This window comes from Streptomyces sp. NBC_00539 (assembly GCF_036346105.1).
Taxonomy (GTDB): Bacteria; Actinomycetota; Actinomycetes; order Streptomycetales; family Streptomycetaceae; genus Streptomyces.
In genome coordinates, this window is the sequence record NZ_CP107811.1 from 3,833,099 (window position 1) to 3,846,953 (window position 13,855).

15 protein-coding genes and 1 tRNA gene are annotated in these 13,855 nt (G+C 69.7%); 4 read left to right on the top strand and 12 right to left on the bottom strand.

Features of this window, described 5'->3' with window-relative positions:
• Nucleotides 1-19: 19 nt before the first annotated feature.
• From OG861_RS17160 to OG861_RS17170, 3 genes are all read left to right on the top strand, one after another.
• Nucleotides 20-1,231 carry a DNA polymerase III subunit delta' gene (locus OG861_RS17160; protein WP_329196272.1) on the top strand — a complete coding sequence of 404 codons (1,212 nt, stop codon included), beginning with the start codon at nucleotides 20-22 and terminating at the stop codon, nucleotides 1,229-1,231.
• Between the two features lie 160 nt (nucleotides 1,232-1,391).
• On the top strand, nucleotides 1,392-2,945 hold the full coding sequence (locus OG861_RS17165) for an alpha/beta hydrolase (protein ID WP_329196270.1): 1,554 nt from the start codon (nucleotides 1,392-1,394) through the stop codon (nucleotides 2,943-2,945).
• Nucleotides 2,946-3,060: 115 nt separating this feature from the next.
• A tRNA-Thr gene (locus tag OG861_RS17170) sits at nucleotides 3,061-3,134 on the top strand.
• 44 nt (nucleotides 3,135-3,178) lie between these two features.
• Here the strand turns inward: OG861_RS17170 and OG861_RS17175 are convergent.
• From OG861_RS17175 to OG861_RS17215, 9 genes are all read right to left on the bottom strand, one after another.
• Complete coding sequence (locus OG861_RS17175; protein WP_330261767.1) at nucleotides 3,179-4,876, bottom strand: tyrosine-type recombinase/integrase; 1,698 nt, start codon at nucleotides 4,874-4,876, stop codon at nucleotides 3,179-3,181.
• Nucleotides 4,873-5,571: a hypothetical protein gene (locus tag OG861_RS17180; RefSeq protein ID WP_330261768.1), complete on the bottom strand. Its 699-nt coding sequence runs from the start codon at nucleotides 5,569-5,571 to the stop codon at nucleotides 4,873-4,875. The genes OG861_RS17175 and OG861_RS17180 overlap by 4 nt, the downstream gene beginning before the upstream one ends.
• A gap of 415 nt (nucleotides 5,572-5,986) precedes the next feature.
• Nucleotides 5,987-6,430, bottom strand: a complete 444-nt coding sequence (locus tag OG861_RS17185) for an NUDIX hydrolase (protein ID WP_330261769.1) — start codon at nucleotides 6,428-6,430, stop codon at nucleotides 5,987-5,989.
• On the bottom strand, nucleotides 6,427-7,083 hold the full coding sequence (gene tmk / locus OG861_RS17190) for a dTMP kinase (RefSeq protein WP_330261770.1): 657 nt from the start codon (nucleotides 7,081-7,083) through the stop codon (nucleotides 6,427-6,429). The genes OG861_RS17185 and tmk overlap by 4 nt, the downstream gene beginning before the upstream one ends.
• Complete coding sequence (locus OG861_RS17195) at nucleotides 7,080-8,582, bottom strand: B12-binding domain-containing radical SAM protein (RefSeq protein ID WP_330261771.1); 1,503 nt, start codon at nucleotides 8,580-8,582, stop codon at nucleotides 7,080-7,082. Before OG861_RS17195 ends, tmk begins: the two co-directional genes overlap by 4 nt.
• Nucleotides 8,539-9,378 carry a hypothetical protein gene (locus OG861_RS17200; protein ID WP_330261772.1) on the bottom strand — a complete coding sequence of 280 codons (840 nt, stop codon included), beginning with the start codon at nucleotides 9,376-9,378 and terminating at the stop codon, nucleotides 8,539-8,541. Before OG861_RS17200 ends, OG861_RS17195 begins: the two co-directional genes overlap by 44 nt.
• Complete coding sequence (locus OG861_RS17205) at nucleotides 9,375-9,824, bottom strand: hypothetical protein (RefSeq protein WP_330261773.1); 450 nt, start codon at nucleotides 9,822-9,824, stop codon at nucleotides 9,375-9,377. Before OG861_RS17205 ends, OG861_RS17200 begins: the two co-directional genes overlap by 4 nt.
• Before the next feature lie 300 nt (nucleotides 9,825-10,124).
• Nucleotides 10,125-10,325, bottom strand: coding sequence for a DUF397 domain-containing protein (locus OG861_RS17210; protein ID WP_330261774.1), 201 nt, complete (start codon nucleotides 10,323-10,325; stop codon nucleotides 10,125-10,127).
• 11 nt (nucleotides 10,326-10,336) lie between these two features.
• Complete coding sequence (locus OG861_RS17215; RefSeq protein ID WP_330261775.1) at nucleotides 10,337-11,191, bottom strand: helix-turn-helix domain-containing protein; 855 nt, start codon at nucleotides 11,189-11,191, stop codon at nucleotides 10,337-10,339.
• Between the two features lie 293 nt (nucleotides 11,192-11,484).
• On the opposite strand from OG861_RS17215, the gene OG861_RS17220 reads away from it, so the two are divergent.
• Nucleotides 11,485-11,874, top strand: a complete 390-nt coding sequence (locus OG861_RS17220) for an ATP-binding protein (protein ID WP_330261776.1) — start codon at nucleotides 11,485-11,487, stop codon at nucleotides 11,872-11,874.
• A 464-nt stretch (nucleotides 11,875-12,338) separates the two neighbouring features.
• Here the strand turns inward: OG861_RS17220 and OG861_RS17225 are convergent, their stop codons facing one another.
• The 3 genes from OG861_RS17225 to OG861_RS17235 all read right to left on the bottom strand — a co-directional run bounded on the left by OG861_RS17225 (nucleotide 12,339) and on the right by OG861_RS17235 (nucleotide 13,813).
• Nucleotides 12,339-12,593, bottom strand: coding sequence for a hypothetical protein (locus OG861_RS17225; protein WP_330261777.1), 255 nt, complete (start codon nucleotides 12,591-12,593; stop codon nucleotides 12,339-12,341).
• Complete coding sequence (locus OG861_RS17230) at nucleotides 12,590-12,853, bottom strand: hypothetical protein (RefSeq protein WP_330261778.1); 264 nt, start codon at nucleotides 12,851-12,853, stop codon at nucleotides 12,590-12,592. The genes OG861_RS17225 and OG861_RS17230 overlap by 4 nt, the downstream gene beginning before the upstream one ends.
• A gap of 66 nt (nucleotides 12,854-12,919) precedes the next feature.
• Nucleotides 12,920-13,813 carry a peptidoglycan-binding protein gene (locus OG861_RS17235; RefSeq protein WP_330261779.1) on the bottom strand — a complete coding sequence of 298 codons (894 nt, stop codon included), beginning with the start codon at nucleotides 13,811-13,813 and terminating at the stop codon, nucleotides 12,920-12,922.
• Nucleotides 13,814-13,855: the final 42 nt, after the last annotated feature.

The following is a 13,855-nucleotide window of genomic DNA, read 5'->3' on the forward strand; positions in this document are numbered from 1 at the left end:
AGGAAGGGCGGTGGGCGGGATGCCCGTATGGGACGACCTGGTGGGCCAGGACCGCGTGCAGGCGCAGCTCGCCGCCGCCGCCCGTGACGCGGACGCCCTGGTCACGGCCGTCTCGGACGGAGTGCCGCCGCCGGCCGCGTCCAAGATGACCCACGCCTGGCTGTTCACGGGGCCGCCCGGATCAGGCCGGTCCACCGCCGCCCGCGCCTTCGCCGCGGCCCTCCAGTGCACCAGCCCCGACCGCGCCCTCGGGGGAGAGCCGGGCTGCGGCTTCTGCGAGGGCTGCCACACCACCCTCGTCGGCACGCACGCCGATGTGGAGATCGTCCGCACCGACCTGCTGTCGATCGGCGTGAAGGAGACCCGGGACCTGGTCCGCCGGGCCCAGCTCTCGCCCGCCGTCGGGCGCTGGCAGGTCATCGTCCTGGAGGATGCCGACCGGCTCACCGAAGGTGCGGGCAACGTGCTGCTCAAGGCCGTGGAAGAGCCTGCTCCGCGGACGGTGTGGCTGCTGTGCGCGCCCTCCCTGGAGGATGTGCTGCCCACCATCCGCTCGCGCTGCCGGCACCTGACGCTGCGTACGCCGCCCGTGGCCGCCGTCGCCGATGTGCTGGTGCGGCGCGACGGCATCGAGCCCGCCGTCGCGGCCGCCGCCGCCCGTGCGACCCAGGGGCACATCGGCCGGGCCCGCCGACTGGCGACCGACGAGGCCGCCAGGACGCGCCGCGCCACCGTGCTGCGGCTCCCGCTGCGCGTGGACGACGTGGGCGGCTGCCTGAAAGCCGCCCAGGAGCTCGTCGACGCCGCCGCCGAGGACGCCAAGCAGGTCGCGGAGGAGGTCGACACCAAGGAGACCGAGGAGCTGCGGGCCGCGCTCGGCGCCGGAGCGGGCGCGGGCAGCCGGATGCCGCGCGGTACGGCGGGCGTGATGAAGGAGCTGGAGGACCGGCAGAAGCGCCGCCGTACGCGGACCCAGCGCGACAGCCTCGACCTGGCGCTGATCGACCTCACCGGCTTCTACCGGGACGTGCTGGCCCTCCAGCTCGGTTCGGGCCTGGCCATCGCCAACGAGGAGATACGGGCGGACCTGGACCGGATCGCCCGCGCCTCGGGCCCCGAGCGCACCCTGCGGCGCATCGAGGCGATCATCGCGTGCCGGGACGCCCTCGACCGGAACGTGGCCCCGCTCCTTGCCGTCGAGGCCATGACGATGGCGCTGCGGGCGGGCTGAGCACACCGCCCGTTGACGTGTTCACCCGTACGAGGGGTCCGGCGCCCGCTCTCCGGCGAGTCCGCTTCCCCCTGGGGGGCTGGGCGCTCGGACGGCGACGGGTGGGCGAGCGGCCGTCGCGGTGCCGTCGGGGGCGCCCGGCAGGTCGTAGGCTCGCCGCATGGACACCAGTCGCCTGCTGCGTACGACCGGAACCGTGATCGCAGCTGCCGGGCTGCTGCTCTCCGGGTGCACCTCCGGTGGGCTGGGGGAGCCCCGGGCCTCCGCGTCCCCGGCCGCGCCGGGCACCGTACCGGCGGCGCTGCGTCCGTACTACGGGCAGAAGCTGAGCTGGCGCGAGTGCGGTGTGCCCGGCTTCCAGTGCTCCACGATGAAGGTCCCCCTGGACTACGCGGACCCGGGAACCCCTGACTCGGCCCAGGCGATCGACGTGGCGGTGGCCCGCCGGGTGGCGACGGGTCCCGGCAAGCGGCTGGGCTCCCTGGTGGTCAACCCGGGCGGACCCGGCGGCTCGGGGATCGGGTACCTCCAGGCGTACGCGGGCATCGGCTACCCGGCGGCGGTCCGGGCCCAGTACGACATGGTGTCCTTCGACCCGCGCGGGGTGGACCGGAGCACTCCCGTCGAGTGCTTGAGCGGCCCGGCGATGGACAAGTACACCCAGGTGGACCAGACGCCGGACGACAAGGCCGAGCAGGCGCTGCTGGTGGCGGCGTTCAAGGAGTTCGCGGCGGGCTGCGAGGCGCACTCGCGGCGGATCCTGCCGCACGTCGGGACCGTCGACGCGGCGCGGGACATGGACATGCTGCGTGCGGTGCTGGGCGACGAGAAGCTGACGTACGTCGGGGCCTCGTACGGCACCTTCCTCGGCGCGACGTACGCGAACCTGTTCCCGGGCCGGGTGGGCCGGCTGGTCCTGGACGGTGCGATGGACCCCTCCCGGTCCGCGCTGGAGATGAACCGCGACCAGACGGAGGGCTTCGAGACGGCCTTCCGCTCCTTCGCGAAGGACTGTGCGAAGCAGCCCGGCTGCCCGCTCGGCAAGGGTTCGCCGGACGCGGTGGCGCAGCGGCTGGAGGAGTTCTTCCGCAAGGTCGACGCCCAGCCCCTGCCCACGGGCGAAGCGGCCCGGCCGCTTGGCGAGTCCCTGGCGACGACCGGGGTGATCGCGGCACTCTACGACGAGAGCGCGTGGCCGCAGCTGCGCGAGGCACTCACGGCGGCGCTGGGCGGCGACGGCTCGGGCCTGCTGGCCCTCGCGGACAGTTACTACGAGCGGGAGCCGGACGGCAAGTACGCGAACCTGATGTTCGCGAACGCCGCCGTGAACTGCCTGGACCAGCCCCCGGCCTTCGCCGGGCCGACGGCGGTCGAGGCCGCGCTGCCGTCCTTCGAGAAGGCCTCACCGGTCTTCGGGGCGGGGCTGGCCTGGGCCTCGCTGAACTGCGCCTACTGGCCGGTGAAGGCCACCGGCACGGCGGGCCGGCTGACGGCGAAGGGCGCCGCGCCGATCGTGGTCGTCGGCACCACCCGCGACCCGGCGACCCCGTACAAGTGGGCCCGGGGCCTCGCGGAGCAGCTCGACTCGGGCACCTTGCTGACCTACGACGGCGACGGCCACACGGCGTACGGGCGCGGCAGCGACTGCGTCGACACGGCGATCAACCGCTACCTCCTGGAGGGCACCCCGCCACCCCCGGCCAAGCGCTGCTGACCCCGGCCACCTCCGTGCGCACAACCCGGTTCGGGGCACCCCGTTCCACCCTGTAGACTTGGCGCCGCTGCTGATGAGAGCACCTCTCCGGGGGAATTCTTGTCGAACCAGCGGTGCCGCCTTAGCTCAGTTGGCCAGAGCAACGCACTCGTAATGCGTAGGTCTCGGGTTCGAATCCCGAAGGCGGCTCTGTAGAACCCTCAGGACTCACTCGCCGTGACCTGGGGGTTTTGCTATTTCCGGGCCAGACGGGGCCGGAACAAAATGATCTTCGCGCCCCCCTGCGTGCCCATTGCGTGCCCATCTGCGTGCCCGGCATCCGGTGTGACCTCGGCGTTCGAGGGTTCGGCTTCGACCTCTGCCTCGACCTCGGCGACGATCGGCTCGGTCTCGGGTTCGGTGGCGACCTGAACGGGGCGCCGCACAGTGCCTCTCGGGACCATGGCGGCCGTGGCCTCGGCGGCATCGCGCGCTGCCTTGGGCATGACGGACTGATAGATGTCCCGCGTGATCCGAGAGTCGGAGTGCCCGAGGGTCTCGGACACGATCTTGACGTCGACGCCGGCGGCGAGCATGAGCGAGGCGGCGACGTGCCGCAGGTCGTGCATACGGATCGGCGGCAGACCCGAGAGCTCGACGAGCCGCTCGAACTGATCGGTCAGCGTGCCGGGGTGCAGCCACTCTCCGTTCTCCTGCGTGAACATGCGACCGCTGTCGGTCCATGCCTCGCCCCATTCGAGACGTTCGGCCCCCTGCTTGATTCGGTGGGCTTCGAGCACCTCGGCGGTGTACTCGTCGAGCGAGATGATTCGCTCGCCGCTGTCGGTCTTGGGCGCCGACTCGACGACTTCCCAACCGTCCTGCACGAGCTGCGTCGCGACCGTGAGTTCGCCCGTTGCGACGTTGTAGTCGGACCACCGGACGCCGCACGCTTCGCCCCGCCGCAGGCCCCGGAACGTGATCAGGTGGAACAGCGGCAACAGCCGCTGCTCGGTGTCGGCGAGGAAGTCCAGGAAGGCGCCCGCCTGCTCGGGAGTCCAGACCATGACCGAGCTCGGCTTGTCGCCGGTCCGTAGCCACTCGGCGATACGCGCGTCGGTCCACACCATCGCCTTCGGACGCTTGGCGGCGACGAGCTCGACGTGCTGCGCGGCGTTGAAGGTGATCGAGCCCCGGGCTATCGCGGTGTTGAGCGCGGCCCGCAGCGTGGCCCTGATGTGCTGCTGCGTCGAGGGCCCGGTGACCCGCCGGAAAGGGGCCATCGCGTCGATGGTGTCCTTCATCACCTTCCGGCGGGCGCGGTGCTCTGCTCCCTTCCACGGGGTCGCCTTGAGCTCGGCGAGCGCGGCCCGGCGGTCAGCGTTCGCCTCTGTGATCTCGATGTTCGTCTCGGCGATGCCCTCGAACATGGCGTCGAGGTGCGGCACCGTGAGGCGGTCGAGGCGGATGTGCCCGATCCGGGGGCGCAAGTGGCACCGGATGTCGAGCTCGTACCGGTCGTGGCCGCTCTTGCGCAACGCCTTTTTGCCGGCGAGCCACAGGTCGAGCCACTCGGCGACGGTCATGTGTTGCGTGAGCGACTGGCCGGTGCCGAACCGTCGCTTCGTCTCGTCGAGATCGGGGATGCCCTCCTTGCCGGACCCGACCAACGCGAGCAGGTCGCCGAGGCGGGCGCGGCCGTCCTGGTCGTCCGCGTCGGCGATGTTCAGCAGGGCGCGCACCTTGTCGAGGTCGCCCTGCGCCTCGGTCTGAGTGTCGTATCCGGCGCGGCGGAACAGGCGGCGGTCGCCTTCCAGGGTCGGCGGCAGTTCCTGCCGGATCGACCACACGCCGTGCGTGCGCTGCTTGAGCTTGGGGCAGGAACTGCCCAGCGGCTTACCGTCCTTGCGGCGGCAGTAGCAGCGCTTTGTCGTGGTTCCCTTCGCGGTCACTCAATACCTCTCGGGTGGGTCTGGTCGGGGTTGTCGAGCAGGTCGAGCCGCTTCAAGTCCTCGGCCAACTCGGTTGGCAGCTCGGGGACGGTGAGGCTCGCGCGGTGCATGTCGTTGACGACCTGCGCGAGCTCGTCGAGGCGGTCGACGTACTCGGGCTGCGCTGACGGATCGAGCGCGGCGCGCAAGCGGGCCTTGTGGGCCCTTTCGCGGCGCCGCGCGAGCTCGGGGTACAGCGAGACCGGATAGGCCGCTGTGGCCCATGCGGCGGCCCACGTCTGCCCGGTACCGGCGATCGGCCGGGTGTCGGGGACGTACCGCCCATCGAGGGGGCCGTCGAGCGTCGGCGTCGCCTCGCCGGTCATCCACTGCCACACCGTGTACGGGTCGCGAGGGTCCGCGCTCGGGACGGTGGGCAGGCTCCCCTCGGTCCCGAGCGGGACCATGAGGAGCAACGGGGGCGTGGCGAGGGCGAGGCCGAAGACGAGCAGCTCCTCGGCGGTCACCTGACGGCGCTTCTTGGCGTTGCTGTCGCCGCGGCCGGTCTCGATGGTGACGATCACGGCGTACGAGAGATCAGGGCGGCCGAGGCGCGCGCACTCGGCGGCCAGGTCATGCCTGTTCATCCCGAGTCGCTCGCGATGTCGGCGGATCTGCGCGGCGATGACATCGCCCGCTGCCTGGTGACTGTGCATATCGCAAAGCTAGCTTTGTTGGTTGCAAAGCGCCACCCTTGATCGTAAGTTGCTGATCTAGGCATCGCTCGGCATCACCGGGCCGATGTGCACACCGATGTCACTGGGGGCAGATGATGAGTACGACCGATCAGGGGATGACACACGACGAGCTGATGACACTTCCCGTCGCGATCCCGCTTGAGACTGCCAACAGGGCTTTGCGCCTTGGCCGGACCACCGGCTACCACCTCGCCCGGACTGGGCGATACCCCGTTCGCATTCTGCGCCACGGGAGGGCGTACAAGGTTTCGAGGTACGACCTGCACCGGCATCTCGGCGCCTCGGCCGAGCAGCCTCCCGCCAACGAGTAGGGGGCACGCCGCCGCCCGCCGTATCCCGAAGGAGATCGGCGGGCGGCGGGGTTTCTCTTGGGCTACGCCCAACCGTGCTCGGTGAGCGTCTCGGCGCCCTTGAGGTAGCCGTACAGTCCCGCGGCGGGGTACTCAATCAGGTCCTCGGGCAGGGCGTCGACAGGGAACCAACGAAGCGCGAGGCACTTCTCGGGTTCGCGGTTCTCGGGCTTGCCGTCCCACTCGGTCGCCAGGAAGAACAGCCCGATCCGCTCGACTGTGTCGCTCTGCTTGTGGTGCACGGTGTGCACGAGGCGCAGGTGCTCGGGGTCGACCTCGACGCCGGTTTCTTCGCGCAGCTCGCGGGCTGCGCCGACGGTGAGGGGCTCGGCTTGGTCGAGCTTGCCGGAGGGGGCGTGCCATCGTCCGTGGCCGTACGGTCCTCCGCGCTGCGAGAGCAGGATCATGTCGCCGTCGCGCAGGATCACATGCGTGTCGATGACGGGTGTTGCGGGTGTGGGGCTCATGGGTTCACCGTGTGGTTGTTGGGCTGCTGGGGCTGTCTCGGGACGCTACTCCCGTGCGGGGGTAGCGCGTCGGCGATTCGGCGCGCTACGTCCCTTGGGGCGGTTGTGGTGGAGTCGAGTACGAGCACCTGTACGCCCATGCCCATGAGGGTCTGTGTCGCCTCGGCGTAGAGGTCGACCTCGCGGCTCGGGGCGTCGGGGTCGTGGTGGAAGCGGTGGCGGACGCCGCGCTTGGCAAGGCGGGCGGCGATCTCGCCCGGGTCGGCGGTGAGGATCACGGCGAGGTCGGGCAGCATGATCTCGCGGTTCAGGGCGAGCACGAACTGTTCGTCGACGCCGTCGAGACGTTGCAGGACGAGCGACGAGGCGAGATAGCGGTCGCTGATGACGGTGAAGCCGGCTTCCCGCATCGGCCGCAGTTCGACCTCGACGTGCTCGTATCGATTGGCGGCGACGAGGCAGGCGAGGGCGTGTCCGGTGAGGAATGCGGCACCTGCTCGGGTGAACTGCCCGAGGGCGCTTCCGCTCGGCTCGGCGGTGCGGAAGACGAGCCGGCCGTCGTTGCGCAGCAGGTTGTCGAGTTCTGCGAGGGTAGTGGACTTTCCGACGGCGCTCGGGCCGTCGAGGGTGACGAACAGGCCAGGGTCGGTCATGCGGCGATCCCCATCCGGTTACGTTCGTGCTGTTCGCGGGTGAGGTCGGCGAGGGTGGCGCGCAGCTTGGGGAGGGGGACCGTGCCGAACTGGATACCCACGGTGAAATTGAACTCGTCGCGCTGCCTCATGGACTCGTTGGCGCCGTCCGCGGTGAGGTCGACGTCGGAGTATGCGAGCAGGGCGTCGGGGTCGTGTCCGGCCTTGGTGAGGGTGTTCCACACGGGCGTACCGGGGTAGGGCCGGAACTCGAACACGGACGCCCGGAAACGAGCGTCTGCGTGCCGGTCGGCGATGGTCCACAGGTTGTGGATATGCCGCACGGTCGCGTCGAGGTCGGACTGCTCTTCCCCGGGGTAGCCGAGGATGAAATAGCCCTTCACGCCGATGCCGCGTTCGAGCAGGCGGCCGGCGACGCGCTCGGTCATCTCGGCCGTAATCCGCTTGTCCATGCCGGCGAGTACGCGGTCGCTGCCCGACTCGATTCCGAGGGCTACCTCGTGCAGTCCGTTGGTCTTGAGCGTGTCGAGCATGGCGTCGTCGAGGCGGTCGAGGACGTTGATCCGGCCCGTGGCGTCCCACACGTACCGCTCGCCGATCTTGTGCCGGGTGAATGCTTCCATCTGCGGGACGATCACCCGCTTGGCGCCGAGGAACAGGTCGTCGACGAACCGGTATGCCGTGGTCCCGTAGAGGTCGTGCAGGTGGTCGAGTTCCGCGACGATGCCCTCGGGCGCACGAGTTCGGATCTTGACGTCGGGGTTCGCGGAGACCGCGGCGCCGCAGAACGTGCAGTCGTAGGGGCACCCGCGCGCGCCGACGATGTTCGCCTCGCGCCGGCCGTCGTCGGCGAGGTAAGGGTCTTGCGGCAGGAACGCGCGGTTCACCAGGGGCAGAGCGTCGATGTCCGGGCTCAACCACTTTGCGGTGTCGCCGTGGGCGATACCGGCGGCGTGCGTCCCGAGGATGCGGTCGCGCCACATCACTCCGGGCAGCTCGGCGCGGCGGCGCTCGTCGGCGAGGAGCGTGGCGACGCGGGTCTCGCCCTCGCCGATCACCAGGGCGCGAAGGTTGCGCATGCGGGGGTCGTCGAGGATGCGGTCGGGCATGGCCTTGGCGTGGTGACCCCCGACCATGAGGGCGATACCGTCGTCGATCTCGGCGGCGATCCGGGCCGACATTTCGTAGGTCGGGGCGAGCAGGTTCATGCCTACCCATCGGGGGCGTACCTCGTTGATCAGGCGGGCGGTCGCGTCGATGCCGAGGCCGTGTGCCTCTGCGTCCAACACACCGACGTTGAACCCTCCGACTTCCTGCGCGTAGGTAGCGATGTAGGCCATGCCGAGCACGGGCAGGGTGTAGTCGTTCGTCCGGGGCCGCAGGCCGTAGTCGCGTAGCGGGGCGTTGACGAACAGGGCGTCGAGGATGCGGTTCAGGTCGGCGCCGGCGATCAGATCAGGGGTGGTGCGGTGTTCCTCCTGCGCGGGTAACGCGGGCATGGCTCCCCCAAGTGAGAGTGAACAGAGTCAGGGCGTGCAGTTGGCTGCGGGTGGGCGCCCATTGGCGCCACAGGGCCTCGAAGTGCTTTTCGTCCCCGGGCAGGGTGAGGCCGGGTGCGGCGCGACCGGCCCACGTGCGCACGGCGAGGTCGCCGTGCGGGTAAACGGAGTGGTCCCCGGTGAAGTCGGCCGCGGCTGCGGCGGCGGTCCACGGGCCGATGTACGTGACCTCGCACAGTTCCTTGACGAGGCTTTCCGGGTCGAGGGTGGCCCAGTGCTCGCCGCGGTCGAGGTAGGCGGTAGCGGCGGAGCGCAGCCCCTTCGCGTTGAACTTGGCGCCGATCGCGGTGAACCCCTCGTCGCTCACTTCGAGCACGACCTCGGGAGCGGGAGTAAGGGGGAGCGGACCGGCGGGCGTGTCGAAGGCGCGTCCGTACGCGGAGTAGAACGCCCGGTGTTTCTTGCGTGCCTGCGGTGCGCTGATCACCTGACGGAGGAGTGCGGTCGTGATCGCGTCCCACAACGACGGGTTGGTGAGCCGGGCGACGGTTCCCAGGGACACCAACTCGTCGAGCAGCAGGGTTCCCTCGGCCGCAGTGGGCAGCTCGACCGCGGACGTGTAGGCGACGGGCGGCTGATCGGCCGCGGCAGGGTCGAGAGCGCGCAGCAGCAGGTGCTCGCGCTCGCTCTCCCAGTGGGCGAGCCATGCGGCGCCCTGAAACTCGACAACGCGTACGGGCTCGTCGTCCGGGGTGGTGTGCCACCCGGGGTGTTCCGTGATGATCGTGGTACTCATGCGCTCAATTCCCGTCGCTGGTGCTGTGCTTGAACTTCACAGTTTGAGGACTGCACGGGGGTGAGCGAGAGGAATCGGACGGGCCGCACTCGCCACTCGGCGCATGTTCCGTCCCGCAAGATGATCGTGAAGCCCGTCTCTTCGCCGCGGTACAGGGCGGCGACGGCTTGAAGCCATCCGCTTCCGTCGACCCACTCAAGAGCGCGCGCTATCTCCTGGCGTGTCAGGGTGAAGACGTGGGCGCCCCGAATGTCGATGCGCAGGGCTCGAACTGCGGCCCGGGGGTTGGCGACCACCTGCACCGGGGCGCGCACCTCCACCGGTCCGCCCTTGGGGTGATACCGCACGCGTTCGATCACCGCACCGGTTCGAACCCCGTGCTCGTAGTCGGCTCCGACCTGCAACCCTGGACCCAAGGTGACGGTGACGCGGTCTGTTACCTGCATTCATACCTCCCTGCCACGGCAACTTGGTTGCTCCCTACCGGACCAGCATTGGAACGGCGGACAAGGGGCAACCCCGGGCGGAACTCTGCCAACGGGTCAGGCTGTGGGCAGAGTTAGGCCACGTCAGGAGCGGTATGGCCAGCGGACCGACCTGCCGAAGTGACGCAGTGAGACGGTAGCGCTACGCTCAATGGGGCTGCAAGTGTGGACCGGTACAAACGTGCAGACTGGCATATGCAAAACCCCCCGCCCCGGGTGGGCGAGGGGTTGAGCTAGCGGCGTTGGAGGCGCGGAAGGGGGCTAGTTGACGAAGTGGTCGAACTCGCCGGCCTTCACGCCCGCGATGAACGCTGCGAGCTTCTCGGGCGACGTGGTGATGATGCTTGCCGGGTCGTCACTCTCGCAGAGCATGATCGCGCCCTCGCTCTTGGCGACGTACAGGCACTGCTCGCCGCCGCCCCCGGAGAAGCTCGACTTCTGCCACTGGAATTCGCTGTTCATCCCTGAATTTCTCACAGTTCTCTTGCGATGTGGTGAATGAAACTTCGCGACTCGTCGGGGTCGAGCGAGGTCTGCTCGGCGAACTTGAGCAGGGCTCGATACCGGTCGAGGTCTGCGGCTGTGTCCAGGAAGCGACCGCCGAAAGGTGTGTCGATGTGAACGGTGTCGAGCTGCGGAACCGCTCCAGTCGCGTACATCACGGTCTGAGTCACTTCGATGAAGTCATCCGCCGTGAAGGGGATCACCCGGAGCGTGATCCACTCCTGCTCGGACACGTGCAGCAGGTGTTCGAGTTGATCCCGGGCCACCTTCCGGCCGCCGACTCGCATCCGCAGTGCGGCCTCGTGCACGATGGCGTCGAACCGGGTTGGGGCGTCGCGCTCGAAGATCGCGCGGCGCTTCATCCGGTGCTCGACTCGTGCGTCAACCTCTTCCGTCGGTACCTGCGGGATGACCCCCGCGAACAAGGCCCGTGCGTAGTCCTCGGTCTGCAAGACGCCGGGAAACGTCATGGGCTGGAGGCATTGCAGGCCCGTCGCGTGGTGTTCGAGTTCGGCGATGTCGAGGAACCCGGGGGCCAGGATGCCGCGGTAATCGTCCCACCAGTGCGTTCCCCGCCGCTCTACGGCAATGGCGCACAAGGCAGCGAGTAGGGCCTCGTCGTCGGATTGGTAGAACGTGAACAGGCGGCGAATGCGTTCGTCGCTGATCCCGAGGCGACCGGCTTCGATGTTGCTGATCCTCGCCGCATCGGTGGAGAGCAAGCCGCCGGCGTCTCGTGCGGTCATGCCGGCGCGCTCGCGCAGCTTTCGCAGCTCAGAGCCCAAACGGATCTGGCGGGCGGTCGGATTGTCCCTCGGCGGCATGTGTCCCTTCCCCTTGTCCTACCCGAGTTTGCCGGTTGCGGCGTCATGGGTCCACCCAGAAGGGTTCTTGGGGGTACAGGGTTGTACCGGTCCAACCTTTTACCTTATGGTCCTGGCAGCACCGCGTCGCACGTAGCTAGCCCGCGAAGTGCAGCCGCTGACACGCGTCTTGACGCGTCGTCGCCCGGGAGCGGCCATCGCCACGCGCACAAAGCGACGCACGCTCGACCGCGTTGGGAGACGATAAAATGACCATGAGTGCCTTACCGCCTGCACCGCCCCCTGAGCCTGGCGTGAGCTACTGCATGACGGCGCCACGCGCCGCGACCACACCCAAAGTCGTACGTGACTGGCTCGTGCTGCTGCTGGTCACCTTCGGGCACGACGAGATCGCCGATCGGGCGAAGCTCTGCGCGTCCGAGGCGGTCACGAACGCCTACCAGCACACGCGCTCGCCCCGGATCACGGTCGAGGTGTCGCTCGGCTCGACCGCCGTAACCGTGTCCGTGGATGACGACCGCCCGGGATGGCTTCCGAGCCCCCGCCCGCCGGCCCCGTGGCGCGACGAGCACGGTCGAGGGTTGACCTTGATTCGTGCACACGCCGCCGAGTTGCGCGCCGTTCCGAACGATGGACTCGGCAAGCGGGTGCAGTTCACCCTCGCGTACGGGGAGGCGGCATGACCATGCTCGACATTGACCCGCTGTACGTCTTGATCGGTATCGGAGCGTTGACAGTTGCCGGTCTCGGCCTCGTCGCCGTGTGTGCTTCCCTGCCGAGCGCTCGCCGGGGGATCACGCCCCCGCCGGCCGAGGCGGGCGAGAGCTACCGCTGTTACTGCTGGGCAAGTCCCGTGACCGTGCGCGTGGTCGAGACGCCCACGGGCAGGCACCAGCGCGGGCGGCATCGCCGGCCCTCGTACGTCACAGACTCCGCCGTCCGCCCGGATGTCGCCTCCCATGCGGGGGCGGGCGGCGGTATATGGGGGGCACCTCCCGTGCACGCGGTCGCATAGACCCCCTGCGCGGTGACCCTGGAGCAGGGGCCCTCGACGAGTGCACCGTCGAGGGCCCCTGCCTCCCCTCACCCAAAACGACCAAAGCACCCCCCGCCACCGGCACGAGGCCGGTGGCGGGGGGTGCTGCGTTCAGTGGGCGGCGGTCTGCCAGAGGGTGAGGGCGAGACCCACCACGGCCACCAGGGCGAGGACGCTCGGGAGCGGCCAGCGGGTCTTTTCGAGGGCGTCGAGCCGGGCCTCGTGGTCGGCGAGCTGCCGGTCGACTTGGTCGGACCGCTGAACGAGCAGGGCGAGCGATCCGTCGATGCGCGCGAATCCCGCCTCGACGACGCCGCGCAGTCTTTCGAGTTCGAGGGCGACGTCGGACGGCGAGGGGTCGGTCACAGGCGGCCGTCCGGGCGGCGGTCGAGGGCGAGCAGCTCGGCGTCGCGGTCCGGTGCAGCGCGCAGCCATGCGGGCAGCAGGGCCTCGACGACCGGAAGGGCCATGACGCGGGTGACGCCACCCGCGACGGCAAGGGCCACACCGACGCCGGCCGCGGTCTGCGGGATGCCCGAGGCATCGATGATCAGGGGGAGCCCTGCGGCGAGGGCGAGCACGGTCTGAACGACGGTGCGGACGGTCCGGCGCTGCGCGTCGGTCATGGGTGTACCTCTTTCAGGGGAGGAGCGGGCGCCCGCCCGGCGGTGCGGGCGGGCGCGGGGAAGGCCTCAGACCTTGGGGACCTTGAGCGCGGCCCACGAGGACGGGCCGGGCCACCCGTCGGCGTCGTCGCCGGAGTAGCCGAGGTGGCGCTGCCACGCGGCGTAGGATTGCCGGTCGGACTCGGTCCACTGGGGGCCCGGTCCCTGCGAGTAGCGGCTGCATCCGACGGCGACGAGGCGGCGGCCCATGGCTGTGATGAGCGGCGAGCGGGGGTTCTGCTTGAACCATGCGACCCCGGGGAACGGGGCGTACTGCGCAGCCGGGGGCGGGGTGGGTTTGGGCTGCTCGGGCGTACGGCCGAGCCGGTTGTCGATCCGCTCGCGCATGTCGTCCATGGACCACCCGCGCGGGTCACTCTTCCAATCCGACCATTCCTTGTGGCCGATCACGGATGCGGCCGACCACCCGTACGCACGGCAGATCGCCGCCGAGCTCCGCTCGATCGCGTCGAGCTGCTCGGCGGGCCACGGGTCGCGGCCGTCGCCGAGGTTGACGCACTCGAACCCGTAGAAATGCGCGTTCCCGTCGATCGCGCCCGACGATCCCTCGTGCTTGGCCGTCGCGGGCAGGGACTGCTCGGCTACGACTGCGGCGAGCACCCGCCCGTCGCCCCCGCCGGCGTGGTTCGCGCGGCCCGAGCTGATCAGGTAGACCGTGCCGTCCTTGGCGATTACGCCGTGACACAGCGGGCCGGGCAACTCGTCGTATCCGGAGTAGCAGAGTTGCACCGACGAGTCAGTGCCGCTCGAAACGGTGTGGTGGATCATCACGCCGTTGATCGGGCCGAACGGCCCGCGGTGGTTGCGGTTGAGGGTGCGCCACTCGTCGACCTCGACGACGCGCACGCCCTCGGCGCGCAGGATCGCCACGAGCCGATCAGGGCTGAACGGGACTGCCATGGGTGGTGTCTCCAGACATGAAGAAGGCCCCGGCCAAAGGGC

Coding starts and splice junctions, on each gene's coding strand:
- OG861_RS17160 (WP_329196272.1), top strand. CDS start 20: ATGCCCGTATGGGACGACCTGGTGGGCCAGGACCGCGTGCAGGCGCAG.
- OG861_RS17165 (WP_329196270.1), top strand. CDS start 1,392: ATGGACACCAGTCGCCTGCTGCGTACGACCGGAACCGTGATCGCAGCT.
- OG861_RS17180 (WP_330261768.1), bottom strand. CDS start 5,571: ATGCACAGTCACCAGGCAGCGGGCGATGTCATCGCCGCGCAGATCCGC.
- OG861_RS17185 (WP_330261769.1), bottom strand. CDS start 6,430: ATGAGCCCCACACCCGCAACACCCGTCATCGACACGCATGTGATCCTG.
- tmk (WP_330261770.1), bottom strand. CDS start 7,083: ATGACCGACCCTGGCCTGTTCGTCACCCTCGACGGCCCGAGCGCCGTC.
- OG861_RS17195 (WP_330261771.1), bottom strand. CDS start 8,582: ATGCCCGCGTTACCCGCGCAGGAGGAACACCGCACCACCCCTGATCTG.
- OG861_RS17200 (WP_330261772.1), bottom strand. CDS start 9,378: ATGAGTACCACGATCATCACGGAACACCCCGGGTGGCACACCACCCCG.
- OG861_RS17205 (WP_330261773.1), bottom strand. CDS start 9,824: ATGCAGGTAACAGACCGCGTCACCGTCACCTTGGGTCCAGGGTTGCAG.
- OG861_RS17210 (WP_330261774.1), bottom strand. CDS start 10,325: ATGAACAGCGAATTCCAGTGGCAGAAGTCGAGCTTCTCCGGGGGCGGC.
- OG861_RS17215 (WP_330261775.1), bottom strand. CDS start 11,191: ATGCCGCCGAGGGACAATCCGACCGCCCGCCAGATCCGTTTGGGCTCT.
- OG861_RS17230 (WP_330261778.1), bottom strand. CDS start 12,853: ATGACCGACGCGCAGCGCCGGACCGTCCGCACCGTCGTTCAGACCGTG.
- OG861_RS17235 (WP_330261779.1), bottom strand. CDS start 13,813: ATGGCAGTCCCGTTCAGCCCTGATCGGCTCGTGGCGATCCTGCGCGCC.